Source organism: Kitasatospora sp. GAS204B (assembly GCF_029892155.1).
Classification (GTDB): Bacteria; Actinomycetota; Actinomycetes; order Streptomycetales; family Streptomycetaceae; genus Kitasatospora.
Window position 1 is genome coordinate 246,501 of record NZ_JARZAG010000002.1, and the last position, 25,387, is coordinate 271,887.

Here is a 25,387-nt window from a genome sequence, read left to right on the forward strand (position 1 = left end):
TCGACGCAGGGGAACCCGGTGCGAATCCGGGACTGCCCCGCAGCGGTGAGCGGCTGCCCCCGGGTGGTCCGCCAGTCCGAGTACCTGCCGACGGTGTGCCGCCCGGCCTCCCCGCAGAGGCCTTTCACGCACAGCTGTACCGTCCGGCCTCGCGGGCAGGCCAGGGTGACGACGCGCGCGCCGGAACGATTCGGCGTGCCCATCTCCCCTGCCCGGCGCGCAGGCCACGGACGCCCCCAGTCCGCCGCCGCCCCAGGAGAGAGCGCCTTGACCGTCGCTGCCTCAGTTGCCCTGCCCTCACAGGGAAACGCCGATGCCGCCCAGACCGACCCCGGTACCGCGCTGCTCCGGCTGCTCACCGACCGAAGCGCCGACCTCCCCCAGGTGGACCCCGGCCACGTCGCCGCCGCCGCGCTGCGCGGCCGTCATGCCGGCTCGGACTTCGCCGAGTTGCGCGGGCTGGCCGTGGACGCCGCCGCCTCGATGATCGCCGAGGACCCCCAGTACTCGAAGCTGGCCGCCCGGCTGCTCGCCCAGGAGATCGCCGACGAGGCGAACGGCCAGGGCGCCACCTCGTTCACCGCCTCGATCGCCGTCGGCCACGCCGAGGGCCTGATCGGCGACACCACCGCCGCCTTCGTGGCCAAGCACGCCGCCGCGCTGGACGCGCTGATCGACGAGCGGGGCGACGACCGCTTCGAGTACTTCGGCCTGCGCACCGTGCAGTCCCGCTACCTGCTGCGCCACCCGATCACCCGCAAGGTGGTGGAGCGCCCGCAGCACTTCCTGCTCCGGGTCGCCTGCGGCCTGGCGGTGGGCGACAGCGAGCAGTCGGTGGCCGAGGTGGCCGAGCTGTACAAGCTGATGAGCCGTCTGGAGTACCTGACCAGCTCGCCGACCCTGTTCAACTCCGGTACCCGGCACCCGCAGATGTCCAGCTGCTACCTGCTGGACTCGCCGCTGGACAACCTGGACTCGATCTACTCCCGGTACGCGCAGATCGCCCGGCTCTCCAAGCACGCCGGCGGCATCGGCCTGTCCTACAGCCGGATCCGCTCGCGCGGCAGCCTGATCCGCGGCACCAACGGCAAGTCCAACGGCATCGTGCCGTTCCTGCGCACCCTGGACTCCTCGGTCGCCGCCGTCAACCAGGGCGGCCGCCGCAAGGGCGCGGCCTGCGTCTACCTGGAGACCTGGCACGCGGACATCGAGGAGTTCCTCGAACTGCGGGACAGCACCGGCGAGGAGGCCCGCCGCACCCACAACCTCAACCTGGCGCACTGGATCCCGGACGAGTTCATGCGCCGGGTCAACGCCAACGAGGACTGGTCGCTCTTCTCCCCCGCCGACGTGCCCGAGCTGGTCGACCTGTGGGGCGCGGAGTTCGACGAGGCGTACCGCAAGGCCGAGCTGGCCGGCAAGGCCGTGCGCACCATCCCCGCGCAGACCCTGTACGCCCGCATGATGCGCACCCTGGCGCAGACCGGCAACGGCTGGATGACCTTCAAGGACGCCGCCAACCGCGCCGCCAACCAGACCGCGCTGCCCGGCCGCACGGTGCACTCCTCCAACCTGTGCACCGAGATCCTGGAGGTCACCGACGACTCGGAGACCGCGGTCTGCAACCTGGGCTCGGTCAACCTCGGTGCCCACGTGGCCGCCGGCGCCACCGCGGCCGACCTCGTGGACGCCATGGACTGGGAGCGGCTGGACGCCACCGTGCGCACCGCCGTGACCTTCCTGGACCGCGTGGTGGACATCAACTTCTACCCGACCACCGAGGCGGCCACCTCCAACTCCCGCTGGCGCCCGGTGGGTCTGGGCGTGATGGGCCTTCAGGACGTCTTCTTCCAGCTCGGCCTGGACTTCGACTCCGCCGAGGCCAAGCGGCTCTCCACGCTGATCGCCGAGCGGATCATGCTGACCGCCTACGAGCGCTCCAGCGAGCTGGCCGAGCAGTTCGGGCAGCACCCGGCCTACGCCGAGACCCGCGCGGCCCGCGGCCAGCTGCACATCGACCACTTCGCCGGCGCCGCCCCGCAGTGGACCGAGCGCTGGACGGCGCTGCGCGCCACCATCGCCCGCACCGGCCTGCGCAACTCGCTGCTGCTGGCGATCGCGCCGACCGCGACCATCGCCTCGATCGCCGGCGTCTACGAGTGCATCGAGCCGCAGGTCTCCAACCTCTTCAAGCGCGAGACCCTCTCCGGCGAGTTCCTCCAGGTCAACCCGTACCTGGTGCGCGAGTTGAAGGAGCTGGGCGTCTGGGACCAGCAGACCCGCGACGCGCTGCGCGAGGCCAACGGCTCGGTGCAGGAGCTCTCCTGGCTGCCGGCCGAGCTGCGCTCGCGCTACCGCACCGCCTGGGAGCTGCCGCAGCGCGCACTGATCGACCTGGCCGCGGCCCGCCAGCCGTACCTGGACCAGAGCCAGTCGCTGAACCTCTTCATGGCCGCCCCCACCATCGGCAAGCTCAGCTCGATGTACGCCTACGCCTGGAAGGTGGGGCTGAAGACCACCTACTACCTGCGTTCGCGCCCGGCCACCCGGATCGCCCAGGCCGCCTCCGGCGCCGCGCGCACCGCGGCGCCCCTGCCCGCTCCCACCATGAGCCAGGCCGAGCAGGACGCGATCGCCTGCTCCCTGGAGAACCCCGAGTCCTGCGAGGCCTGCCAGTGAGTACCCCAGCTCGCGAGAAGATGCTGCTCGACCCCGGCTTCGAGCTGACCCTGCGTCCGATGCGCTACCCGTCGTTCTACGACCGCTACCGCGACGCGATCAAGAACACCTGGACCGTCGAGGAGGTGGACCTGCACTCCGACGTCGCCGACCTGGCCAAGCTGAGCGAGGGCGAGCGCCACCTGATCGGCCGGCTGGTCGCCTTCTTCGCCACCGGGGACTCGATCGTCGCCAACAACGTGGTGCTGAGCCTCTACAAGCACATCAACTCGCCCGAGGCCCGGCTCTACCTGTCCCGGCAGCTGTTCGAGGAGGCCGTGCACGTCCAGTTCTACCTGACGCTGCTGGACACCTACCTGCCCGACCCGGACGACCGCGCGGCGGCCTTCGACGCGGTGGAGAACATCCCCTCCATCCACCAGAAGGCCCAGTTCTGCTTCAAGTACATGAACGCGGTCGACCACCTGGACTCGTTGCAGACCAAGGAGGACCGCCGGGCCTTCCTGCTCAACCTGATCTGCTTCGCCGCCTGCGTCGAGGGCCTCTTCTTCTACGGCGCCTTCGCCTACGTGTACTGGTTCCGCAGCCGCGGCCTGCTGCACGGCCTGGCCACCGGCACCAACTGGGTCTTCCGCGACGAGTCCATGCACATGGACTTCGCCTTCTCGGTGGTGGACACGGTCCGCGCGGAGGAGCCCGACCTCTTCGACGACGAGATGGCCGAGCAGGTCACCGCGATGCTGGAGGAGGCCGTCGAGGCCGAGCTGCAGTTCGCCCGCGACCTGTGCGGCGAGGGCCTGCCGGGCATGAACACCGAGTCCATGCGCCAGTACCTGGAGGCCGTCGCCGACCAGCGGCTGGCCCGCCTGGGCATGCCGATCCGCTACGGCTCGACCAACCCGTTCGGCTTCATGGAGCTGCAGAACGTCCAGGAGCTGACGAACTTCTTCGAGCGCCGGGTCTCCGCCTACCAGGTGGCCGTCGAGGGCTCGGTGGCCTTCGACGACGACTTCTGAGCCACCCGGGCCGCAGCGCCTGACGCGATCGCCCCGCCGGCAGCTGCCGGCGGGGCGATCGCGTTCAACGGCCGAGGGGCCGTCAGTCGTTGGGCACCGTCGCATAGGTCGGGGTGCCCTCGGCCATCTGCCGCAGCGCGTCCTTGCGGTCACGCTTGGAGAGCCGGTCGATGTAGAGGTAGCCGTTCAGGTGGTCGGTCTCGTGCTGCAGGCAGCGGGCGAAGAAGCCGTTGCCCTCGACCCGGATCGGGTTGCCGTCCTTGTCCTGACCGGTCACCACCGCGTAGTCGGGGCGGGCCAGTTCGGCGTAGGCGGTGGGCACCGAGAGGCAGCCCTCGTTGCCGTCGTCCAGGGTGCGGCGGTCGACCGGGAGGTCCTCCAGCACCGGGTTGATCACGTGCCCGATGTGCCGGACGTTGTCGTCGTCCGGGCAGTCGTAGACGAACACCTTGGCGTCCACGCCGATCTGATTGGCCGCCAGACCGACGCCCGCGGCCGCGTACATCGACTGGAACATGTCGTCGATCAGCGCGGACAGCCCGCCGTCGAACTCGGTGACCACCTTGCACGCGCGGTGCAGCACCGGGTTGCCGACCACGGTGATCGGACGCGCGGTGCCCTTGGTGAGATCGGGCTCCTCGCCGATCACCTTGACCGGAGCCTGCTCGGCCGGCTCGGCCTGCGCGTGGTCATGACCGTGCTCGTGGTCGTGCGTGTGCTCGTGCTGCTCCGCCATCGATCTTCCGCTTCTGTGGGCCTGCTCAGGAACCCCACCAGCCTAGACCGCGTCAGCAGACCTCTTCCACGTCCCGGTAGGCACGGCTGGGCGGTGCTGCCGCCACCCAGCGGTCCAGCAACAACCGGACCAGGCCGGCCGGCGCCGCGATCCCGCACTCGCGCTCGGTCAACCAGGCCATGCCGCCGCTGCCCTGGCTGAGGTGGCTCAGGTGGCCCGGGTGCGCGGCGTCGCCGTCGTCGTGCGGGTCGTGGTGCGCGGTGCGGCCGTCGTCGGTGGCCATCCGGCTCTCCGAGCAGGCCCGGCAGAGCAGTCGCACCGAGGAGGTCCAGTCCTCGGCCGCGTAGCCGGCCTCGGCCACCAGCCGCTCCAGCGCGTCCCGGTCGGCCTCGGTGGCGGCCTGCAACAGCACCACGTAGGTGGGCACCGGGGAGGGTGCCCACAGTTCGATCTCGTCGAAGACGGGGTACGCGGTGCCGGCCGCGACCCGCTCGCCGTGCGGCGCACCGTCGTGCAGCACCACCTCGCCCCAGCGGCGGCCGGAGGAGGGCAGCGGGATGGAGAGCACCTCCACCCGGGCCGGGTCGAGCCGGCGGCCCCAGACCACCTCGGACTCGCCCTCCGGCGAGAGCCGCACCGGCGTGGTGCCCAGGTCCAGCTGGACCGGGGCGTCCGGCGCCGGACCGCTGCCGGGCACCCGCAGGCCGTAGGCCTGCCAGGCCCGGCGGGCCAGCGGCCAGTCCTGCAGCGCGGTGGCGGTGATCCCCAGGTTCCACCAGTCCGGCGCGCCCTGGTCGCGGTCGAGCAGCGCCACCGCGCGCAGGCCCGCCACTCTGGCCTGCTCCCAGTCCCGGCGGAACTTGTGCAGCAGGGCCAGGTTGAACCAGGAGTCGGAGAGCCACGGCTCCAGGTCGGCGGCCATCACCAGGAGTGCGCCGGCGTCCTCGTAACGCCCGTCGCCGATCAGCGTGAAGGCCCGGTCGGTCGTCTGCCGCCAGGTGGCGGACGGCCGATGCCGTGCCCGGTGGAAGATCTTCACGTTGCCCTGCCGCCTGTCCGCTCGGTTCTGCTGAGTCCTCTGAGAGCCTGACCGCTCCCGGCACTTCCTGCCGGGGACGGCCGACTCGCGTTCCGCACGGTGTGCTACCCGTTGCTGTGGTCGGGACCGAGGGGGCGGGTGGCCCCTGCTCGGGTGTTCCACGCTACGACCGCATCCAACCACGGCGGCGGCAGGGTGCGCTTCCCACGCAATCCATCACGCTGCGTCACCGACTGCCGGGTCACCCGCTCTCGGTCCGGGCCACCGCGCACGGCCCGCCACCGGCGGCCCGCACCCGCTCCAGCGCCGCGACCACCACCGGGTCATAGGTCCGCCCGCTCTGCGCGCGCAGCACGCGCAGCGCCGCCTCGCCCTGCTCCGCCGGTCCGGTGAGGTCCTCGTGGGCGTTGGCCACCCGGATGATCCGGGCGGCCAGCGGCAGGCTGCGGTCCGGTCGGCCGTCCGGGCCGAGCAGCGGGTCGGCCAGCCGGGCCACCTGCTCGGCGACCGGTCCCGGCGCCCCGGTGCAGCGGATCACCTCGCTGCCCAGCCTGGCGATCCGCTGCTGCTCGGGCTCGGGCAGCACGGCGGTGGCGCCGCCCCGGACCGGCTCGACCAGCGAGAGCTGACCGATGTCGTGCATCAGCGCGGCGTACTCCAGCAGGGCGAGATCATGGGTGCTCAGGCCCAGCTCGCGGCCGAGCGCACACGCCGTGTCCGCGACCCGGCGCGCGTGCCCCGGCGCCGTGTAGCCGGCCACCTCGGTGGCCTTGGCCAGGGTGGCGATGGTCTGCCCGTAGGTGGCCCGGACGGCGGCGGCCCGCCGGAACGAGGCCTGGGCGAGCAGCAACGGCAGGCAGAACACCGGCAACGCCCAGAGGCCGACCTCGCCGGCCGCCAGGCTGACCAGCATCCCGGTGGCGGCGATCGCCGAGCCGATCCCGGACAGCGCCCGGAGCTCCGCCTCCAGGGCGGGGCCGAACCGGCCGCCGCCGCGCCGCTGGCAGGTGGCCAGCACCACGTCGGCCAGGCCGGCGAGCGCGGCGACCAGCACCAGGAAGACGCCGTAGGCGGGGCCGGCCAGCGGGATCCGATCGAGCGCGCCGCTGTTGTAGAGCGGCTGGAAGAGGGTGGCGGCGAAGGCCACGGTGAGCAGCCGCCGGGCGGCGCCGTCGTAGCGGGTGACCGGGCCGTGGCCGGGCACCCGGCCCGGCAGCCGGGCGGACGCCCAGGCCGAGAATCGACCCGCTGAACGGGCAGGCGGCCGAGCGTGCCGCGGCTGCGGACGAACGGGCTCCGCCGGCGCACCACCCGGCTCCCGGACGGGCACCCGCGCCGCGCCCCGAAGCGGCCCGCCGACCGGTGTCCGCCGGGGGCGCGGCACGGCGCCCAGCGCGCGCTCCCGCTCACGCTCCGCGCGCCGTAACCGCCCGCCGCCGCGCACCAGGGCCCGGACCAGCGCCCCGAGGGCCAGCCCGCTTCCGGCCACGGCGACCACCTGGAGCACCCCGTGCCCGGTCGGCAGGCCACGCAGCGGGCCGAGCAGCGCGTAGGCCAGCCCGGCCGCGGCACCCAGCGGCGCCTGGCCCCCACTCCCACCCCCGCCGGCGTCGGCCACCCGGGCCGCCTCGCCGATCGCGATCAGGACACCGAAGGCCAGGGCAACTTGAGGGTCCGTCAGGCCGTGTGCGAGAACGGCGGCGAGGGCGCCGGCCAGCAGGAGCAGCGCCGCCGCCCGGACCAGTGAGGCCCCGCTCACCGCCCGGTCGGGAGCGGCGGCGAGCACCCGCCGCGTCCCGCCGGCCGCGCTCACCGCGCCGCCGTCCGGGGCGCCGGCTCCGGGACTCCGAGCGGGATGTCCGGCACGGCCTCATCGGCCACCGGGGCCGGCGGCAGCACCGGCTGCCAGCCGCACCGGTCCACCGCCGTGACCAGCGCCTCCACCATCAGCGGGTCGAACTGGCTGCCCGCGCAGCGGCGCAGCTCGGCCACCGCCTCCGACACCGGACGGCCGCGCCGGTAGGAGCGGGTGGAGGTCATCGAGTCGAAAGCGTCGGCCACCGCGATGATCCGGGCGAACTCGGGGATCCGGTCACCGGCCAGCCCATGCGGATAGCCGCGGCCGTCCATCCGCTCGTGGTGGTGCAGGATCGCGGCGTGCGCCTCCCCCAGGAAGTCGATGCCGCGCACCAGATCGTGCCCGTACTCGGGGTGCACCTCCACGGCCCGGCGCTCGGCGTCGGTCAGCGGACCGTTCCTGCGCAGCAGTTCGGTCGCCACGCCGAGCTTGCCGACATCGTGCAGGGTCCCCGCGAAATGCAGGGTGCGCAGCCGCTCACCGGTCATGCCGAGCTGACCGGCGATCAGCACCGAGGCCCGGCCGACCCGTTCGCTGTGGCCCCGGGTGTACGCGTCCTTGATCTCCACCGCCTGCACCAGCGCCTCCACGGTGGCCCGGTGCGCGGCCCGCTCACGGTGCCCCTGGGCGAAGACCCAGGCCGAGACCGAGAGCGGCAGCAGCGCGAGCAGCGCCGCGAAGGCGCCGTACGGGCCCTGCCAGAGCACCGCCACCATCAGGCCGCCGAGCGCGTGCACGAAGGCGGCGGGGCTGAGCACGCTGCGCGCGCCCCGGCGCAGCTCGGCCGGCGGGCAGCGCTCGGCCAGCAGCCGGATCCCGGCCACCAGCACCCCGTTGACCAGGCAGAACACCAGGACGGCGGCCAACGCCGGCAGCAGCGCCGCCGGGTAGCGGGAGCCGAACAGCAGCCGGGGACCGCCCAGCAGATGGAACAGGGCCGCGGCCGGCCAAGCCGCCAGCGCGAACTGCGCGGCGTTCCAGGCCCGGCGCAGCACCCGGGGGGCGGCCGTCGCACCGGTCAGCGCGGCGGGCAGGGCGACCAGCGCGGCGGCGGCCGGCGGCAGCATCAGCACCCCGGCGAAGAGCACCGGCAGGAAGGTGTGGGCACTCGGCCGGACCGGCTCCGGCCCCAGCCCGGCCCGCGGCCCACCGCCGCGGCCGAGCAGTCGGTGCAGCCCGCGGGCCAGCCGCAGGCAGGGGGTCGGCAGGCCCTGGGCCACCGACTCCCAGCAGGCGTGCAGGAAGGCGAGCAGCGCGACCTTGGGCCAGTCCACCGGGCCGCCCAGCCAGCCGGGCAGCCCGAGCCGGGCCGTCAGCCCGGGCAGCAGCGGCAGCGGCGCCAGCGCGGCCGCCCCGAGCACCAGCAGGACATAGCCGAAAGCCGCCGCGGGGAGCCGCGCCGGTGTCTGCTCAGGGAGCGCGCGGCCCCCGCGATCCACAGCGATCTCAGCCTCCCCAACTCGCCGACAGGCTCGTCTGAGGAGGATAGGGCTCCACCGCGGCGGCTGGGCCCGTCAGCGCTCGATACCCGCCGGAGCGCGGGACACGCTCACCCGATCGAGTGAGACAAGGGAACTGACGCCCTGTCACGACCGGGGAGTGGCGGCACCGCGCGGCAACAACCGTGGGGCCCGGGATCGCTCCCGGGCCCCACGCGAAGAACCACTCGACTGCCGAACCTCTCGATCGACTACTCGGCTCGACTACTCGGCCGGCGTCGCCGTCTGCGAGGCCGTCAGCACTCCGGCGTCCCCGTGCACGGGGGCGGCGGGGTCCAACTCGACCACCGGCTCGCCGCCGCGCTGCCCGGCCCGGATGCTGTCGATCCGGGCCAGCACCTTGCTGCGCAGATCCGACGGGGCGTCATCACACCCGCAGGACCGCTTGATCAAGGCCTTGATGGCCTGTTCGAGGCCGTACTTCTCCAGGCAGGGCGAGCACTCGTCGAAGTGCTCGCGCAGCTTGGCGCAGTCGCCCTCGGCCATCTCGTTGTCAAGGAACTCGTAGAGGTGGTCAAGCACCTCGCCGCAGTCCGTGGCGTGCGGACCTCCGCAGCTCATGAGCCCGTGCCTTTCGCCTCGCGCCCAGCCCCGCTGCCGGCCGGGACCAACCCGCGCTCGCGGGCGTAGTCCTCCAGCATGCCCCGCAGTTGGCGGCGGCCTCGGTGCAGCCGGGACATCACCGTACCGATGGGGGTCCCCATGATGTCGGCGATCTCCTTGTATGCAAAGCCCTCGACGTCCGCGAGGTAGACCGCGATGCGGAACTCCTCGGGAATCGCCTGGAGGGCGTCCTTCACGTCACTGTCCGGCAGGTGGTCGAGCGCCTGGGTCTCGGCCGAGCGCAGACCGGTCGACATGTGCGACTCGGCCCGGGCCAGCTGCCAGTCCTCGATCTCCTCGGCGGCGGTGCGCTGGGGCTCCCGCTGCTTCTTGCGGTACGAGTTGATGAAGGTGTTGGTCAGAATCCGGTAGAGCCAGGCCTTGAGATTGGTGCCCTCCCGGAACTGGTGGAAGGAGGCGTACGCCTTGGCGAAGGCCTCCTGCAGCAGGTCCTCGGCGTCGGCCGGGTTGCGGGTCATCCGCAGCGCGGCCGAGTACATCGGGTCCAGGTAGCCCAGCGCGTCCCGTTCGAAGCGCGCTCGGCGCGCCTCCTCGGTCTCCTCGGCGGACACCCGGAAGGTGTCCTCCCCGATCGCCTCTGCCAGCTCGTCACCGCTCGGCGGCTCCGTGGCGGACCACTCGGCAGCGGGCGGCTCGGCCGACTGCCCGGACCCGGTCTGCGGTTCGTCCCCGCCCAGGTCCATGTTCGGCTCGTCCTCGGTCGCGACGACCGGACCCACCTCCTCGCTGAATCGAGCACGGCTCACCGCGAGCCGACCCGGAACGGAGGATATCGGGCTCGCGGGCTTCTCGCCCGCGACCAGCCACTCCGACCATGGGAGGAAGGCACTCTGTGCGCTCTGCTCCTCGGGCCGCTCCGGGCACGCGATCGAACCCATGTGCGCCGCCTTTCCACCTGGGCACCACTGACGATGGCGTCAACCAACCTGCTCGCCCGCGCATTCCCGGCGCGCACGGATCCCCCGGACGCGCCAGCGGGCCGGGTGCCGGCCCGCCCGGCCGCCGAGCCGTAGAGCGTTCAGTCCAGCGGCAGTCCGGCCAGCCAGTCGGCGACGGCCGCGCAGAGCAGTTCCAGCGCCGCCGGCTGCCCGAGCGGCGCCGACTTGGGCAGCGCGAAGCCGTGGTTCGCGTACGGGATCGGCACCGGGCGCCGCTCGGCCGGGAACTCCGCCGGCGTGCCGAAGCTGTCCCGCTCGCCCTGCACCACCAGCGTCGGCAGCCCGGTGCCGAGCAGCTCGGCCACCCGGGAGCGCTCCGGCCTGCCGGGCGGGTGCAGCGGGAAGGCGAGCGCCAGCACCGCCACGGCCCCGCTCGCCGCGCCGGTCCGGCAGGCCACCCGGGCGCCCGCGCTGCGGCCGCCGACCACCAGCGGCAGGCCCTCGGCGGCCAGCCGCTCGGCGACCGGCAGCCAGCCGGCGTCCAGCGTCTTCGGCGCGGGGGCCAGCTTCTTGCCCGCCACCCGCCAGGGCTGCTCGACCAGCGCGACGGTGATGCCGTGCGCCGGCAGCGCGGCGGCCAGCGCCACCAGGTCCGGCGCCTCGATCCCGCCGCCCGCGCCGTGCCCGAGGCCGAGCACCGCCCGGGCCCGCCCGCGGGCCGGGTACCGGCTGATCCGCGCCGGGCCCGCCGGGGTGTCCACCATGCCGTGCTCGACCAGGCTGTGCTCGACCGCGCCGTGCTCGACGCTCCGCTCGACGGCCATCAGAACAGCGCCCCTTCGGACTCCGGGGTGGCCGGCTCGGTCAGCCCCGGGTGGTTGTTGCGGATGTTGCCGACCGCCGAGCCGACCGGGGTCGCCTTGAGCAGCCCGGGCGCCGGCGCCACCAGCAGCGAACGGGCGTGCTCGGCGTCGTCCAGCCCCGGATCCAGCCAGTCGTCGAAGGTCTCGCGCTGCAGGAAGAGCGGCATCCGCTCGTGGATCGGCGCCAGCAGCGGCTCGGCCTCGGTGGTCACGATGGTGCAGGTGACCAGCCAGCCTCGCGGATGGTCGGTCGGGACGGAGCGATCCCGCCAGAACTCGTACAGCCCGGCCAGCGCGAGCGGCGCGCCGTCCACCCGGCTGACGAAGAAGGGCTGCTTGCGCGGCTTGCCGCCGCTGACGCTCGGTATCGTCTGCCACTCGTAGTAGCCGTCCACCGGCAGCAGGCAGCGGCGGGAGGCGAAGGCCTGCCGGTACGCGGGCTTCTCGTGCACGGTGTCGGCCCGCGCGTTGATCATCTTGACCGCGGTCTCCGGCGATTTCGACCAGGCCGGCACCAGGCCCCAGCGCAGCTGCCGCAGCTGGCGCACCGGCTCGCGCTCGCCCTTGGGCACCCGCTCCAGGACGGCGAGGACCGGATCGGTCGGGGCCACGTTCCAACTGGGCGGCACGGTGTCGGCCGGGTCCCACCCGCTGACGTCGAAGAGCTCGACGATGTCCTCCGGCTTGGTGCTCGCCGCGAATCGACCACACATATCGCTAGCCTCCCACGTCCCGTCGGCCGCTGTTCCGGGCCGCCGCGCGGCGCCGCCGCACCGCCCGCGCACCACCGACTCATCCCCTGCTGATCACCGACTCATCGCCGACTCATCGCCGACCCGGAACCGGCGGCTACCCCCTTGTGGTCCTCGCATGGGAGGCTGCTGGCTTCCTCAACACCCGGGCACGGCAAGGACGATCATGAACCACAGCATCAGCGAGGTCTGGCAGCGGGTCCTGGGCACCCAGCCGGACCCGCCGCACTGGCTGGTGTTCGGCTGCGCCGCGGCCGCGCTGCTGGCGATACTCCCGCACCCGCTGTGGCGGGTCAGCCGCAACGTGGTGACCATCGCGCACGAGGGCGGTCACGGCCTGGTGGCGCTGCTGACCGGGCGCCGGCTGGACAGCATCCGGCTGCACTCGGACACCTCGGGGCTGACCGTCTCCTCCGGGCGGCCGACCGGGCCCGGCATGATCCTCACCGCCGCCGCCGGCTACCTGGCCCCCTCGCTGCTCGGCCTGGGCGGCGCCGCGCTGCTGGCCGCCGGGCGGATCACCGCGCTGCTCTGGATCTCGATCCTGCTGCTCGCCGCCATGCTGATCATGATCAGGAACGCCTTCGGGCTGCTCTCGGTGGTGCTCACCGGCGGCGCCTTCTTCGCCGTCTCCTGGTACGGCAGCGCCCAGTTGCAGGCCACCTTCGCCTACCTGGGCGTCTGGTTCCTGCTGCTGGCCGGGGTGCGGCCGGTGATCGAGCTGCAGCGCAAGCGCCGGCTCGGCGGGGCCCGCGACTCCGATGCCGACCAGCTGGCCCGGCTGACCGGGGTGGGCGCGCTGCTCTGGGTCACGCTCTTCCTGGTGGTGGCGCTGGCCTGCCTGCTCGCGGGCGGCAGCCAGTTGCTGGGCTGAGGCGGTTGTCCACAGGACCTGAGTTGTCCACAGGACGAAACGGTGGCGAAGCCCTTTTCCGGCCCGCCCTTAAACTGACCGCATGACCGAGACCCCGTGGCCCGCCCCCGTCGCGACCACCGCAGTCGACGCGACCGTCACCATCCCCGGATCCAAGTCCGTCACCAACCGGGCGCTGGTCCTGGCCGCGCTGGCGGCCGAGCCGGGCTGGGTGCGGCGGCCGCTGCGCAGCCGCGACTCCCAGCTGATGGCGGACGGCCTGCGGGCCCTCGGCGTCGGCATCGAGGAGCAGGTCAACAACTCCTCGGGCGGCACCGGCGGCGGCGACGCCTGGCGGATCATCCCGGCCGGGCAGCTCAGCGGCCCGGCCCAGGTGGACGTGGGCAACGCAGGAACGGTCATGCGCTTCCTGCCGCCGCTGGCCGCCCTGGCCGACGGCCCGGTGCACTTCGACGGCGATCCGCGCAGCCACCAGCGCCCGCAGCACGGCGTGATCGAGTCGCTGCGCGCCCTCGGCGCCCGGATCGAGGACGGCGGCCGCGGCGGCTTCCCCCTCACCGTGCACGGCACCGGCGCGCTGGAGGGTGGCACCGTCGAGCTGGACGCCTCGGCCTCCTCCCAGTTCGTCAGCGCGCTGCTGCTCTCCGGCGCCCGCTACAACCAGGGGGTGGAGGTCCGCAACATCGGCGGGCCGGTCCCCTCGCTGCCGCACATCCGGATGACGGTCGACATGCTCCGGCTGGCCGGCGTCCAGGTCGACGCGCCGGAGGACGGCGGCGAGAAGGACGTCTGGCGGGTCACCCCCGGGGCGCTGCGCGGCCGCGACCTGGTGGTCGAGCCCGACCTGTCCAACGCCGCGCCGTTCTTCGCCGCCGCGCTGGTCACCGGCGGCCGGGTCACCGTCCGCGACTGGCCCAGGCACACCACCCAGCCGGGCGACCGGCTGCGCGAGATCTACACCCGGATGGGCGGCTCATGCCGCTTCACCGACGCGGGCCTGGAGTTCAGCGGCACCGGCGTGATCCACGGCATCGACGCCGATCTGCACGACGTCGGTGAGCTCACCCCTGTGATCGCCGCCCTCGCCGCGCTGGCCGACTCCGAGTCGCACCTGTCCGGCATCGCCCACCTGCGCCTGCACGAGACCGACCGGCTGGCCGCGCTGGCCAAGGAGATCAACGAGCTGGGCGGCGACGTCAGCGAGACCGAGGACGGCCTGCGGATCCGCCCGCGCACGCTGCACGGCGGCGTCTTCCACACCTACGAGGACCACCGGCTGGCCACCGCCGCGGCCGTGCTCGGCCTGGCCGTGACCGGCATCCAGGTGGAGAACGTGGCGACCACCGCCAAGACGCTGCCGGACTTCCCGGCGATGTGGAGCGAGTTGCTCGATCCGGCGACGGCGCGGGACTGAGCGGGAGTACAGCACCATGCGCCGCTACGGCAAAGACGCCGACGAGGACGACATCCGCAACCGCCCGGGCCGCAAGGGCTCCCGGCCCAGGACCAGGATCCGGCCCAAGCACGAGGACGCCGACGAGGCGATGATCCTCACCGTGGACCGGGGCCGGCTGACCTGCCTGGTCGATGCCGGGACCAAGCAGGAACGCGAGATCGTCGCGATGAAGTCCCGCGAGCTCGGCCGCAAGGGCGTGGTGGTCGGGGACATCGTCGGCGTGATCGGCGACCTCTCCGGCGAGCCGGACGCGCTGGCCCGGATCGTCCGGGTCGAGGAGCGCACCTCGGTACTGCGGCGCACCGCGGACGACGACGACCCGTACGAGCGGATCGTGGTGGCCAACGCCGACCAGCTGGCCATCGTCACCGCACTCGCCGACCCCGAGCCGCGCCCGCGGCTGATCGACCGCTGCCTGGTGGCGGCCTTCGACGCTGGCATGACCCCGCTGCTGGTGCTCACCAAGGCCGACCTGGCCTCGGCCGCCCCGCTGCTGGAGTCCTACGCCCCGCTCGGCATCGAGTACGTGGTGACCAGCCGCGAGGAGTTGGCGACCACCGGCGCGGAGGCGGTCCGGGAGCGGCTGCGCGGGCTCTCCACCGTCTTCATCGGCCACTCCGGCGTCGGCAAGACCACCCTGGTCAACGCCCTGGTGCCGCTGCACCAGCGGACCACCGGCCAGGTCAACGCGGTCACCGGGCGCGGTCGGCACACCACCGTCTCGGCCCTCGCGCTGCGGCTGCCCCCGCCCCCGGGGGTCAAGCCCGGCTCGAAGAAGGCGCTGGACCCGGGCTGGGTGATCGACACCCCCGGCTTCCGCTCCTTCGGCCTCTCGCACATCGACCCCTCCCGCGTCATCCACGCCTTCCCCGACCTGGAACCGGGCACCGTCGACTGCCCGCGCGCCTGCAGCCACGACGAGCCCGACTGCGCGCTGGACGCCTGGGTCGCGGACGGCCACGCCGATCAGGCCCGGCTCTACTCACTGCGCCGGCTGCTGTCCAGCAAGGAGGCCCACGAGGGCGACTGAGCGATCCGAGGTGGCGACGACCCGGTGATTGGCGATCATTGAAAGGTCCGCCGACGAAGGTCCGCCGATCGCCGAGGAGGGACCCGATGGCATGGCTCATGGTGATCCTCGCCGGGCTGCTGGAGACCGGCTTCGCGATCAACCTGAAGCTCAGCCACGGCTTCACCCGGCTCGGCCCGACCATCGCCTTCGCGCTCTTCGCCCTGAGCAGCTTCGGCCTCCTCACCCTCTCGTTGAGGCACCTGCCGGTCGGCAGCGCCTACGCGGTCTGGACCGGCATCGGCGCGGCCGGCACCGCGATCTACGGCATCGTCTGGATGGACGAGACCTCCTCCGCCCTCAAGCTGGTGTCGATCTCGTTGGTCATCGCGGGCGTGGTGGGCCTGCAACTGAGCGGGTCCGGGCATTGACTCCGGGCTGTCGGTGCGATGTGCCAGCATGGGAGCCAGCAACGGCTCTCAGGAGGTCTCGATGAGCGTCATCGACGAACGTGGCCATCGCATCCTCGATTCGATCGAGGTCCCCGAGGGCTACCGGGTGGAACTCATCAACGGGAACATCGTCGTGTCGCCATCCGGTACGCCCCTGCACTGGAAGATCCAGCTCGATCTGCTCCGGCAGTTCTCCCTACGCTCGGGCTGGGAGGTCGCCGCCGAACAGACCATCAGGCACCCCGAGTACTCCGACGAACCTCAGCCCGACTTCTTCGCCCTTCCCTCCGAGACCCCGGTCGATCTGAAGGGCAGTTACCCCGCCCAGCACATCTCCCTGGTGGCCGAAGTGCTGTCGAAGAGCACCAGGGGCACCGACCTGGTCGACAAGGTCGACCTCTACGCCCGCTTCGGTATCCCGTACTACCTGATCGTCGACCCGTTCAAGCGACTCTGCACCCTGCACTGCTTCGTGGAACTCGGCGCTTACACCGACGCGGTCACCCTCGACTTCGGCCGCGGGATCCATCTGCCCGAGCCTTTCGGCTTCACGCTCGACACCAGCGGCTTCCCCGTCTACGAGTAGCCGGCCGTCCTGGCCGTCCGCCACGCGAGCCGAACTGTCGATTCACCGGACGGCTCGCTACTGTTCGACCCATGGCCGACTACCACGATGATCTCCGCCTCGCCCATGTGCTCGCCGACTCGGCCGACTCGATCACTCTGGAGCGCTTCCGGGCGCTGGACCTGAAGATCGAGACCAAGCCCGACCTGACGCCGGTCAGCGACGCCGACAAGGCCGCCGAGGAGCACGTGCGCGGGGTGCTGCAGCGGGCCAGGCCGCGGGACGCGGTACTGGGTGAGGAGTTCGGGCTGGCCGGGTCCGGGCCGCGGCGCTGGGTGATCGACCCGATCGACGGGACCAAGAACTACATCCGTGGCGTGCCGGTCTGGGCCACCCTGATCGCGCTGCTGGAGGAGGGCCCGGACGGCGAGCAGCAGCCGGTGGTGGGGATCGTCTCGGCGCCCGCGCTGCACCGGCGCTGGTGGGCGGCGAAGGGGCTGGGCGCCTACGCCGGGCGCAGCCTGGCCAAGGCCGGACGGATCAAGGTGTCGGGCGTCTCCCGGCTCGAGGACGCCTCGCTCTCCTACTCCTCGCTGAGCGGCTGGGAGGAGCGCGGCCGGCTCGACCCGTTCCTGGACCTGACCCGGGCCTGCTGGCGGACCCGCGCCTACGGGGACTTCTGGTCGTACATGATGCTCGCCGAGGGCGCGGTTGACATCGCTGCCGAGCCGGAGCTGAGCCTGTGGGACATGGCCGCCCCGTGCATCGTGGTGCAGGAGGCGGGCGGCCGGTTCACCGGCCTGGACGGCATCGACGGCCCGGGCGGCGCGGACGCGGTGGCCTCCAACGGGCTGCTGCACGACGAGGCGCTGCGGCGGCTGAGCGTCTGACGCGACGTCAGTAGCGCACCGTCAGCGCACCGTCAGCGCAGCGGACATGGGTGCGGGCCCCGACGACCAGTCAACTGATCGTCGGGGACCGCTGTCATGGGGTGGGCGCTACCGCTGCTTGCGCAGCTCGCGCACCGCGGCCTCCAGGCGCTGACCGTAGTCGGCGTCGGCCTGGCGGAAGTTGTCGATCGCGCGCTCGACGATGTCCTCGCGGTCGGCGGAGACCTTGGCGATGAAGCCGGCCAGGTTCGCGATCAGCCGCTGCTTCTCGTCCTCGGCGAAGAGCCGGTAGAGGTTGCCGGCCTGGACGAAGTCGCTGTCCTCGCGGTGCGCGGGCGCCGCGTGCGTGCCGGTCGGGCCGCTGACCTCGGTGGCCGCCCAGAGCGGACGACCGGTCTCGACCGGACCGCCGAAGCTGTTCGGCTCGTAGTTCTTCTGGCGGCCGTGCCGGCCGTCGTAGAGGTGGCCGTCGCGGCTGTTGGTGCGCGCCTCGGTGGCGTGCGGGCGGTTCACCGGCAGGTGGTCGGCGTTGATGCCGACCCGGTAGCGGTGGGCGTCCGCGTAGGCGAACAGGCGGCCCTGCAGCATCTTGTCCGGGGAGGGCCCGATGCCCGGCACGAAGTGCGCCGGGGAGAAGATCGACTGCTCGACCTCGGCGAAGATGTTGTCGGGGTTGCGGTTGAGCTCCAGCTTGCCGATCTCGATCGGCGGGTAGTCCGCGTGCGGCCAGACCTTGGTCAGGTCGAACGGGTTGAAGCGGTAGTCCGCGGCGTCGGCGGCCGGCATGATCTGCACCTGCACGGTCCAGCTCGGGAACTCGCCGCGCTCGATCGCCTCGCGCAGGTCGCGCTGGTGGCTGTCCGGATCCTCACCCGCGAGCTTGCCCGCCTCCTCGGCCGTCAGGTTCTTGATTCCCTGGTCGGTCTTGAAGTGGTACTTCACCCAGAAGTACTCGCCGGCCTCGTTCTGCCACTGGTAGGTGTGCGAGCCGTAGCCGTTCAGGTGGCGGTAGCTGGCCGGGATGCCGCGGTCGCCGAAGAGCCAGGTCACCTGGTGGGTCGACTCGGGCGACAGGCCCCAGAAGTCCCAGACGTTGTCCGCCTCCTGCGAGCCGGTGTACGGGTCGCGCTTCTGGGTGTGGATGAAGTCGGGGAACTTGCTGGCGTCCTGGATGAAGAAGACCGGCGTGTTGTTGCCGACGAGGTCGTAGTTGCCCTCCTCGGTGTAGAACTTCAGCGCGAAGCCGCGCGGGTCGCGCACCGCGTCGGCCGAGCCGAGGTTGCCCGCCACGGTGGAGAACCGCAGGAAGGTCTCGGTCTGCTTGCCCACCTCGGAGAGGAACTTCGCCCGGGTGTAGGGCGTGAGGTCCGCGGTCACCGTGAAGGTGCCGTAGGCCGCCGCACCGCGGGCGTGCACCACGCGCTCCGGGATCCGCTCGCGGTTGAAGTGCGCGAGCTTCTCGAACAGCTGCTGGTCCTGGATCAGCGAGGGGCCGCCTATGCCGGCGGTCTCGGTGTTCTGGTTGTCGGCAACGGGCGCGCCGGCCTCTGTGGTCAGGGTCGGCCGCAGCTCTTCGTGGGCAGCAGTCATGGAGCACCTCCGCGTCATCCGGTCGTGTGACTCGATCCTAACTTGGACTTTGTCTAAGTCAACACTGGATCCGAGTTCAGAACTTGCTATCGTTCCAGTCATGAGCGATCTCCTGACCCGTCTGCGCGAGCAGGGCTGGCGCCTCACCGCACAGCGGCGCGTGGTGGCCGAGGTCCTCGACGGCGAGCACGTCCACCTGACCGCGGACGAGGTGCACGCCCGCGCGGTCGACCGCCTGCCCGAGATCAGCCGCGCGACGGTCTACAACACCCTCGGCGAGCTGGTGCAGCTCGGCGAGGTGCTGGAGGTCAGCACGGACGGCCGGGCCAAGCGGTACGACCCCAACGCGCACCATGCCCACCAGCACCTGATCTGCTCCGTCTGCGGCACCATCCGGGACGTCCACCCGAGCGCCGACCCGCTGGCCGCGCTGCCGGACGCGGAGCGGTTCGGTTTCGCCGTCTCGGGCGCCGAGATCACCTACCGCGGACTCTGCCCGGACTGCCGCGCCGCCACCTGACCCACCGTCAGGCGCTGAGCTCCGGGCGCAGCGCGTCCAGCAGCCGGGCCGCGCGCTCGGCCACCTCCGGCGGACCGTAGTCGGTCGCCCGCCGGCACCAGTTCTCCGCCTGCACCGGCTCACCGCGGCGCAGCGCCAGCAGCGCCAGGCGCAGCGCGGCCCGGCCGTGCCCGGCATCAGCGGCCCTGGTGTACCAGAGCATCGCCTCCGCCTCGCGCTCCTGGCGGGCCAGCAGCAGGCCGAGGTTGAAGGCGGCGCTGCGGCTGCCGGTCTCGGCGGCCCTGCGGTACCAGCTCTCGGCGATCTCCAACGCGCCGCGCTCGGCGGCCCGCACGCCCATCCGCACCTGGGCCCGGCCGTGGCCGGCGTCGGCCGCCACCGCGTACCAGTGCTCGGCCTCCTCGGAGGCGTCCCCGCGCCGGTCCAGCAGCGAGGCCAGCCGGAAGGCGCCCTCGGCGGAGCCGCCGGTGGCCGCCTGACGGTAGCGCTCCATCGCGGCCGTCAGATCGCCGCGCTGCTCCTTGACCACCGCGAGCTGCAGCGCCGCCTCGCCGTGGCCCTCGGCGGCGGCCCTGGCGTACCACTCCTGGGCCTGCTGCTGCTCGCCCCGGTTCGCGTGCAGGATGCCGAGGTTGAAGGCGCCGTCCACGCTGCCGGCCTCGGCGGCCTTGGAGAACCAGGGCTCGGCCCCGGACTCGTCGCCACGCTGCAGCAGCATCACGGCCAGCGCGTTGCAGGCCTCCCGGTGCCCGGCGTAGGCAGCTCGGCGGTACCACTGCTCGGCCTGCGCCTGGCGGCCCGCGCTCGCGCAGAGCAGGCCGAGGTTGAAGGCGCCGTTGTGGTCACCGGCCTCCAGCGCGGCGCGGTACCAGCGCTCGGCGGCACCGTCCTCGCCGCGGCCCGCGTGCAGCGCGCCGAGCGCGTTGGCGGCGTTGCCGTCGCCCGCCTCGGCGGCCTCCTGCCACCACTCGGCGGCCGACGGCAGGTCGCCGGAGTCGCGCAGCAGGAAGCCCAGCGCGCAGGCCGCCCGGGGCTCGCCGTTCTGCGCCGCCTGCCGGTACCAGCGGGCCGCCTCGTCGCGCGCGCCGCGCTCCTCGACCAGCACGCCCAGACGCAGCGAGGCCCGGGCGTGGCTGCGGACGGCCGCCGTGCGGTACCAGGTCTCGGCGCTCTCCTTGTCCCCCGCCGCCTCGCGCATCCGGGCCAGCCGGTAAGCAGCCTCGCGGTGGCCCGCGTCGGCGGCGGCCTTGAACCAGCGCTCGGCGCGCACGTCGCGCCGGTGCTCCATCAGATCGCCCAGCGCGTAGGCGCCCAGCGCGTGCCCCTGCTCGGCGGCGAAGTGCAGCCAGTACTCGGCGGACTCCTCGTCGCCGTGGTCGCGCAGGTGCAGGCCGAGCGCGTGCGCGGCCGGCGCGCTGCCCGCCACGGCGGCCTGCCGCCACCAGCCGCCGGCCTCGGCCCGGTGGCCGCGCTGGTGCAGCAGAACGCCGAGGTTGTTGGCGGCGGCCCGCAGGCCGGCCGCCGCGGCCTTGCGCAGATACGGTTCAGCCTCGTCCAGATCGCCTTGGCGCAGCAGCAGCGCGCCCAGCTGGCTGGCCGCGCTGGTGTCGCCCGCATCGGCGGCGGACCGGTGCCTGGCCTCCAGCGCGGCGGACTCGCGGGCGGCCAGCTCGGTCTCGAAGGAGGCGGTGTCGAAGTCGCTCCCGGGCTCGTCCACCGAGGTCGGGGCCGGGTCGGTGGGCGCGGGGTAGCGCCCGGCCACCTGCGGGACCGGGACGTGCACCAGGCTCTGCGGGCCGTAGGCCCGCCCGGCCTCGGTGGGCCGGCTGCCACGCTGCGCGGGGACAGGCGCGGTCAGGGACGCCGGATCCACCACGGACTCGGTGGCCACGGCGGGCTCGGTGGGCACGGCGGGCCTGGTCACGGCGTCGAGGTCCTGCTGCCGGTGCTCGCTGCGCCTCATGCCGACTCCCACCCACGGCTCGTCAACTGCCGTGCCCCGTCCCCCATGTGGTCCATCGTCGCATCACCCGAAGACTCGCGTACACCGGCGCGGGCGATTTTGCCGGGCCGAACCGAAGCGGGCGAGATTGCTTCAGCGCTTTGTCGATTTCCCGACAGTTGCACCCCACAAACCCAACGGCGCCGGGGAATGTACCGAGTTTTGTTCGCCCATAGTACCGGAGGCGGTGCCACCGCTTACGGGTGACACCGCCTCCGTCAGTTCACAGTCACTCACCTCACGAAGTCTCAGCTCACGCTGATGTCATCCGCGTAGTAGGTGCCCTGGCCGTACCAGCCGTGCACCCAGACGGTCACCGAGGTGACCGAGGCGCCGGTGGTGAACTTGGTCGAGAGCTGGGACCAGCCGGAACCGCTGGTCCAGGTCGAGGAGTCCGCGCCGGAGCCGGTCACCCCGAGGTAGGTGTAGTTGCCCTGCACCCAACCGGAGAGCGTGTAGCCGGTGTTGGGCTTGACCGTGATCGTCTGCGCGCACTGGGCGTCGTCGCCGCTGCTCGCGGCGCCCGCGAGGGCGTACGAGCCGGAGTGCGCGGGGCTCCTCACCACCGAGCCCAGGTTGCCGGAGCAGGTCCACGGGGCGAGCGAGCCGGACTCGAAGCCGCCGTTGGCCACGATGCCGCCGCCCGGACCGGTGGGCGTGGGTGTCGGCGTAGGCGTCGGCGTCGGCGTGGGTGTCGGGGTCGGCGTCGGAGTCGGCGTGGGTGTCGGCGTGGGCGTGGGGGTCGGCGTGGGCGTGGGGGTCGGCGTCGGAGTCGGGGTCGGCGCCGGGCAGGTGGACGCGGAGCCGTTGGTGTCGTTGACCACGTCGTTGAAGAGCGTGGCCGCCGGGTCCAGGTCGTAGAGCGAGAACATCATCGTCCCGCCCATGCCGTTGCAGTGCAGGTAGTCGGCCTTGGCCTGGATCGACTGGGCGTCCTCACCGGTCCAGAAGTTGGTCCCGTCGTAGAAGTACGCGGCCTGCGAGACCGGGTCCCAGAAGGTGTCCGAGGGGTTGTCCACCACCCCGGAGAGCTCCTTGTACATCCGGGTGCCGGCCACGTTGCCGGAGTCCGCGGCGCCCGGCGCCGGTCCGGTGGCCGTCTGGAAGAGCCCGTGGTTGCCGCCGGCCGGCACACCGGTCCAGCCGCGGTAGTAGAACGGCACGCCCATGGTGAGTTTGTTCGCCGGGAACCCGCCCGGGATGCCGTACTGCGGGTCGCCGACCGTGTAGGCCTTGATCGCCTCGTCGATCGAGTACTTGGAGGTCCCGGGCGCGATCGGGTTGGAGGGGTCGGCCGGGTTCTGGTAGATCGGCGACTGGTGGTTGGCCGGCCCGGTGGGCTCCCAACCGCCGTGCATGTCATAGGTCATCGGGTCGCCGAAGGTCAGTGACTGGCCGATCTTGTCGGTCTCGACGTTCGAGATCTTGTCCTGGCCGGCCGGCAGGGCCGCGGAGAGCGAGTAGGACTTGCCGTCGGCCGCGCCCTGGGCGTTCAGCTCGGTGCGGAACTCGGCAAGCAGCGCGGTGAAGTTCTGCTTGTCCGCCGTGGAGGAGTGGTTACCCAGGTGACCGCCGCCGCCCGGGTACTCCCAGTCAATGTCGAAGCCGTCGAAGATCCCCTTGCCGGTCCCCGCACCACCGTAGCCGCCCTGCGAAGGCAGGTTGCCCTTGATGAACATGTCGATGCAGGAGGAGACGAACTTCTTGCGCGAGGCGTCGGTGGCGGCGGCGTCGGAGAAGTACTTGGAGTACGTCCAACCGCCCAGGCTGAGAACCACCTTGAGGTTGGGGTACTTCGCCTTCAGCTCCTGGAGCTGGTGGAAGTTGCCGGCGATCGGCTGGTTCCAGGTGTCGGTGGAGTTGTCCACCGAGTTGCCGTTGGCGAAGGTCTTGCCGTAGTCGGCGAACGAGTCACCGGCGCCGTCACCCGCGTTGGGGTTGTTCTCGTCCTGCGAGGCGGCCGAGTTGGCCTCGAAGCAGGTGAGGTTGGTCGGGTCGATGTTCTCGAAGTCGTAGATCAGGTAGTCGAGCTTGCTCGCCTCACCCGTGGTGTCCACGTTCTTCAGGTAGAACGCGTTCTGGTAGACCGACCACTGGTCGTAGTAGGCGACCTTGATGCCGCCCGACGTGGCGGGCGCACCGGTGGTGTTGGTGGGGGCGGTGGTGGTCACCGGAGGGCTCTGGGTGGCCTGGGCGTGGGACATGCCCAGCATGGACAGCGCGCCGCCGAGCAGCACGGCGGCCGCCGCAGTCACTGCCCCGGCCGATCTTCTGGTTCTGCGCATTCGGAGGTCTCTTCTCTCTTTGTGGGGGACGAGAGATTCGGTCAGGGCATGCTGTGGAGGTGGCCGCCGACCGTGGTCGCGATGGAATTGCCGTTGCTGGCATCCCAGTTCGTGGACCAGGTCATCGCGCCGCCGATGCCGGGCCAGCTGGTGGTGGGCTTGAACGAGCCGCAGTTGCGCCCGCTCGCCAGGCAGTCGAGCGCGTTGTCCACGGTGGACGGCGAGACGTAGCCGCTGCCCGCCGCGCTGGTCGAGGCCGGTACCCCGAGGCCCACCTGGCTCGGTGCGAGGCCGCCCTGGAGCTGGATGCAGGCGAGCGCGGTGAGGAAGTCGACGCTGCCCTCGGAGTAGACGTTGCCGTCGCAGCCGTTCATCGAACCGGAGTTGTAGTACTGGGTGTTGACGACGGTGAGGATGTCCTTGGTGCCCAGCGCCAGCTTGAAGTACTCGGTCCCGGTGGACTGCATGTCGATGGTCTGCGGCGCCATGGTCAGCACGAAGCCACTGCCCACCTTCGCCGCCAGCGAGTGCAGCGCCTGACCCATGTAGGTCGAGTTGACGCCGTTCTCCAGGTCGATGTCGACCCCGTCGAAGCCGTACTTCTGGACCAGCGCGTACGCGCTGTTGGCGAAGTTGGTCGCGGAGGTCGAGTCGCTCACCGAGATGGTGCCGTTCTGGCCGCCGACCGAGAGGACCACCTTCCGGCCGGCCGCGTGCTCGGCCGCGATGTCGGCCTTGAACTGCGCGTCGGTGTAGCCGCCGAGTTTGCCGGCCAGGGTGCTGTCCAGGCTGAAGGTGATGCCGCCGGGACTGCTTGGGTCCTGGTTGGCGAAGGCCACCGCGATGATGTCGTAGGCCGGGTTGACGTCGCTGAGCTTCTGGTCGGTCGCGCCGTTGTCGAAGTCCTGCCAGTAGCCGGTCAGCAGGTGCTTGTTCCCGCCGCCAGGTCCCGTGGGCGTGGAGGTGGGCGTCGGGGTGGGAGTCGGCGTCGGAGTGGGCGTCGGGGTGGGCGTGGCGGTCGCGGTCGTGGTCGAGGTGGGGCTCGGACCGGCCGGACCGCTGAGCACCAGGTCGTCCGCACCGTACGCGCCGGTCCCGTACCAGCCGTGCAGGTAGACGGTCACGCTGCTGGTCGAGGCGCCGGTGGTGAAGCTGGTGCTGAGCTGGTTCCAGGCGGAGTTGGTGCTCCAGGTGGAGGTGTCCGTCCCCCCGGTGCCGCTGTCGCCCAGGTAGACATAGCTGCCCTGCACCCAACCGCTCAGCGTGTAGGTGGAGTTGGGCCGCACCGAGACCTGCTGGGTGCACTGGGCGTCGTCGCTGCCGGCCGGAGTGGCCTGCAACGCGTACGTTCCGCTGTGGACGGGACTGGTGACGACGGTGCCGGAGTTCGCCGAACAGCTCCAACCCGCCAGGCTGCCGAGCTCGAAGCCCGGGTTCTGCAGCAGGTTCACCACCTCGGCGCTGGCACTGCCACCGGCGGCGAGCAGCACCGCACCGCTCGCCGCCAGGGCGAAGGCCGCCACCCCGGCCACCGCGGAGCGCGTGGCCGCCGGCCGCCGCTCGCTCGCGCCGGGTCTTCTCTGGGTCTGTCTGGTCGCACGTTGCACGGTGCGGCTCCTCGGATCGGCAGGACGGCGCGGCCGGACCGGGCCGCGCCCGGACGCCCCACCCGGACGGCAGGGCACAGGCGGGTGGGGAGTGCTGTCCTCGCGGACGGGACTCAGAGTGGACTAGACCAAATAGCCGGTCAAGGGGAGCCGCGTGGCCGGGATCGGCAGAGCGCTCGTCAAGTGCGCGCGC

Annotated in this window: 21 protein-coding genes and 1 riboswitch; of the genes, 9 read left to right on the plus strand and 12 right to left on the minus strand. The window is 72.3% G+C overall.

Features of this window, described 5'->3' with window-relative positions:
* Positions 1 to 9: 9 nt before the first annotated feature.
* Positions 10 to 85, plus strand: a riboswitch (cobalamin riboswitch).
* 206 nt (positions 86 to 291) lie between these two features.
* Together P3T41_RS03740 and P3T41_RS03745 are read left to right on the plus strand one after the other, a co-directional pair.
* Complete coding sequence (locus P3T41_RS03740) at positions 292 to 2,679, plus strand: ribonucleoside-diphosphate reductase subunit alpha (RefSeq protein WP_280688014.1); 2,388 nt, start codon at positions 292 to 294, stop codon at positions 2,677 to 2,679.
* Positions 2,676 to 3,695 (plus strand): ribonucleotide-diphosphate reductase subunit beta, encoded by a 1,020-nt coding sequence (locus tag P3T41_RS03745; protein WP_280687564.1) that lies wholly within the window; start codon positions 2,676 to 2,678, stop codon positions 3,693 to 3,695. The genes P3T41_RS03740 and P3T41_RS03745 overlap by 4 nt, the downstream gene beginning before the upstream one ends.
* Before the next feature lie 82 nt (positions 3,696 to 3,777).
* Here the strand turns inward: P3T41_RS03745 and def are convergent, their stop codons facing one another.
* The 8 genes from def to P3T41_RS03785 all read right to left on the minus strand — a co-directional run bounded on the left by def (position 3,778) and on the right by P3T41_RS03785 (position 11,905).
* Entirely contained in the window at positions 3,778 to 4,431 is a 654-nt protein-coding gene (gene def / locus P3T41_RS03750; protein WP_280687566.1) for a peptide deformylase, read from the minus strand.
* Positions 4,432 to 4,483: 52 nt separating this feature from the next.
* A complete protein-coding gene (locus P3T41_RS03755; protein WP_280687567.1) occupies positions 4,484 to 5,470 on the minus strand; it encodes a hypothetical protein in 987 nt (328 codons plus the stop codon).
* A 241-nt stretch (positions 5,471 to 5,711) separates the two neighbouring features.
* Positions 5,712 to 7,283 (minus strand): HD domain-containing phosphohydrolase, encoded by a 1,572-nt coding sequence (locus P3T41_RS03760; RefSeq protein WP_280687568.1) that lies wholly within the window; start codon positions 7,281 to 7,283, stop codon positions 5,712 to 5,714.
* Positions 7,280 to 8,767, minus strand: a complete 1,488-nt coding sequence (locus tag P3T41_RS03765) for an HD-GYP domain-containing protein (protein ID WP_280687570.1) — start codon at positions 8,765 to 8,767, stop codon at positions 7,280 to 7,282. Before P3T41_RS03765 ends, P3T41_RS03760 begins: the two co-directional genes overlap by 4 nt.
* A 264-nt stretch (positions 8,768 to 9,031) precedes the next feature.
* Positions 9,032 to 9,388, minus strand: coding sequence for a mycothiol system anti-sigma-R factor (rsrA, locus tag P3T41_RS03770; RefSeq protein WP_280687571.1), 357 nt, complete (start codon positions 9,386 to 9,388; stop codon positions 9,032 to 9,034).
* Positions 9,385 to 10,023 carry a sigma-70 family RNA polymerase sigma factor gene (locus P3T41_RS03775; protein ID WP_280688016.1) on the minus strand — a complete coding sequence of 213 codons (639 nt, stop codon included), beginning with the start codon at positions 10,021 to 10,023 and terminating at the stop codon, positions 9,385 to 9,387. The genes rsrA and P3T41_RS03775 overlap by 4 nt, the downstream gene beginning before the upstream one ends.
* 446 nt (positions 10,024 to 10,469) lie before the next feature.
* Entirely contained in the window at positions 10,470 to 11,093 is a 624-nt protein-coding gene (locus P3T41_RS03780) for an alpha/beta family hydrolase (RefSeq protein ID WP_280688018.1), read from the minus strand.
* A 59-nt stretch (positions 11,094 to 11,152) separates the two neighbouring features.
* Positions 11,153 to 11,905, minus strand: coding sequence for an SOS response-associated peptidase (locus P3T41_RS03785; protein ID WP_280687572.1), 753 nt, complete (start codon positions 11,903 to 11,905; stop codon positions 11,153 to 11,155).
* Positions 11,906 to 12,110: 205 nt separating this feature from the next.
* Between P3T41_RS03785 and P3T41_RS03790 the strand changes: the two genes are divergently transcribed.
* From P3T41_RS03790 to hisN, 6 genes are all read left to right on the plus strand, one after another.
* Entirely contained in the window at positions 12,111 to 12,818 is a 708-nt protein-coding gene (locus P3T41_RS03790; RefSeq protein WP_280687574.1) for a M50 family metallopeptidase, read from the plus strand.
* Positions 12,819 to 12,900: 82 nt separating this feature from the next.
* Positions 12,901 to 14,232: a 3-phosphoshikimate 1-carboxyvinyltransferase gene (gene aroA, locus P3T41_RS03795; RefSeq protein WP_280687575.1), complete on the plus strand. Its 1,332-nt coding sequence runs from the start codon at positions 12,901 to 12,903 to the stop codon at positions 14,230 to 14,232.
* 16 nt (positions 14,233 to 14,248) lie between these two features.
* The gene (rsgA, locus tag P3T41_RS03800; RefSeq protein WP_280687577.1) at positions 14,249 to 15,304 is read left to right on the plus strand and encodes a ribosome small subunit-dependent GTPase A; all 1,056 of its coding nucleotides are present in this window, start codon (positions 14,249 to 14,251) and stop codon (positions 15,302 to 15,304) included.
* A gap of 86 nt (positions 15,305 to 15,390) precedes the next feature.
* Positions 15,391 to 15,714 (plus strand): multidrug efflux SMR transporter, encoded by a 324-nt coding sequence (locus P3T41_RS03805; RefSeq protein WP_280687579.1) that lies wholly within the window; start codon positions 15,391 to 15,393, stop codon positions 15,712 to 15,714.
* 61 nt (positions 15,715 to 15,775) lie between these two features.
* Positions 15,776 to 16,321 carry a Uma2 family endonuclease gene (locus P3T41_RS03810; protein WP_280687582.1) on the plus strand — a complete coding sequence of 182 codons (546 nt, stop codon included), beginning with the start codon at positions 15,776 to 15,778 and terminating at the stop codon, positions 16,319 to 16,321.
* A gap of 71 nt (positions 16,322 to 16,392) precedes the next feature.
* Positions 16,393 to 17,190, plus strand: coding sequence for a histidinol-phosphatase (gene hisN, locus P3T41_RS03815; RefSeq protein ID WP_280687584.1), 798 nt, complete (start codon positions 16,393 to 16,395; stop codon positions 17,188 to 17,190).
* 108 nt (positions 17,191 to 17,298) lie between these two features.
* Here the strand turns inward: hisN and P3T41_RS03820 are convergent, their stop codons facing one another.
* Positions 17,299 to 18,780 carry a catalase gene (locus P3T41_RS03820; RefSeq protein WP_280687586.1) on the minus strand — a complete coding sequence of 494 codons (1,482 nt, stop codon included), beginning with the start codon at positions 18,778 to 18,780 and terminating at the stop codon, positions 17,299 to 17,301.
* 100 nt (positions 18,781 to 18,880) lie between these two features.
* Here P3T41_RS03820 and P3T41_RS03825 point away from each other — a divergent pair, with 100 nt between their 5' ends.
* Positions 18,881 to 19,300 carry a Fur family transcriptional regulator gene (locus tag P3T41_RS03825; RefSeq protein WP_280687588.1) on the plus strand — a complete coding sequence of 140 codons (420 nt, stop codon included), beginning with the start codon at positions 18,881 to 18,883 and terminating at the stop codon, positions 19,298 to 19,300.
* 7 nt (positions 19,301 to 19,307) lie between these two features.
* Here the strand turns inward: P3T41_RS03825 and P3T41_RS03830 are convergent, their stop codons facing one another.
* From P3T41_RS03830 to P3T41_RS03840, 3 genes are all read right to left on the minus strand, one after another.
* The gene (locus P3T41_RS03830; protein WP_280687590.1) at positions 19,308 to 21,263 is read right to left on the minus strand and encodes a tetratricopeptide repeat protein; all 1,956 of its coding nucleotides are present in this window, start codon (positions 21,261 to 21,263) and stop codon (positions 19,308 to 19,310) included.
* A 287-nt stretch (positions 21,264 to 21,550) separates the two neighbouring features.
* Entirely contained in the window at positions 21,551 to 23,587 is a 2,037-nt protein-coding gene (locus tag P3T41_RS03835; protein ID WP_280687592.1) for a glycosyl hydrolase family 18 protein, read from the minus strand.
* Positions 23,588 to 23,628: 41 nt separating this feature from the next.
* On the minus strand, positions 23,629 to 25,110 hold the full coding sequence (locus P3T41_RS03840; RefSeq protein WP_280688020.1) for a glycosyl hydrolase family 18 protein: 1,482 nt from the start codon (positions 25,108 to 25,110) through the stop codon (positions 23,629 to 23,631).
* Positions 25,111 to 25,387: the final 277 nt, after the last annotated feature.

Bases quoted from the DNA above. Each gene is read 5' to 3' on its own strand.
- def (WP_280687566.1), bottom strand. From the start codon at position 4,431: ATGGCGGAGCAGCACGAGCACACGCACGACCACGAGCACGGTCATGAC.
- rsrA (WP_280687571.1), bottom strand. From the start codon at position 9,388: ATGAGCTGCGGAGGTCCGCACGCCACGGACTGCGGCGAGGTGCTTGAC.
- P3T41_RS03780 (WP_280688018.1), bottom strand. From the start codon at position 11,093: ATGGTGGACACCCCGGCGGGCCCGGCGCGGATCAGCCGGTACCCGGCC.
- P3T41_RS03785 (WP_280687572.1), bottom strand. From the start codon at position 11,905: ATGTGTGGTCGATTCGCGGCGAGCACCAAGCCGGAGGACATCGTCGAG.
- P3T41_RS03790 (WP_280687574.1), top strand. From the start codon at position 12,111: ATGAACCACAGCATCAGCGAGGTCTGGCAGCGGGTCCTGGGCACCCAG.
- aroA (WP_280687575.1), top strand. From the start codon at position 12,901: ATGACCGAGACCCCGTGGCCCGCCCCCGTCGCGACCACCGCAGTCGAC.
- rsgA (WP_280687577.1), top strand. From the start codon at position 14,249: ATGCGCCGCTACGGCAAAGACGCCGACGAGGACGACATCCGCAACCGC.
- P3T41_RS03805 (WP_280687579.1), top strand. From the start codon at position 15,391: ATGGCATGGCTCATGGTGATCCTCGCCGGGCTGCTGGAGACCGGCTTC.
- P3T41_RS03810 (WP_280687582.1), top strand. From the start codon at position 15,776: ATGAGCGTCATCGACGAACGTGGCCATCGCATCCTCGATTCGATCGAG.
- hisN (WP_280687584.1), top strand. From the start codon at position 16,393: ATGGCCGACTACCACGATGATCTCCGCCTCGCCCATGTGCTCGCCGAC.
- P3T41_RS03820 (WP_280687586.1), bottom strand. From the start codon at position 18,780: ATGACTGCTGCCCACGAAGAGCTGCGGCCGACCCTGACCACAGAGGCC.
- P3T41_RS03825 (WP_280687588.1), top strand. From the start codon at position 18,881: ATGAGCGATCTCCTGACCCGTCTGCGCGAGCAGGGCTGGCGCCTCACC.
- P3T41_RS03830 (WP_280687590.1), bottom strand. From the start codon at position 21,263: ATGAGGCGCAGCGAGCACCGGCAGCAGGACCTCGACGCCGTGACCAGG.
- P3T41_RS03835 (WP_280687592.1), bottom strand. From the start codon at position 23,587: ATGCGCAGAACCAGAAGATCGGCCGGGGCAGTGACTGCGGCGGCCGCC.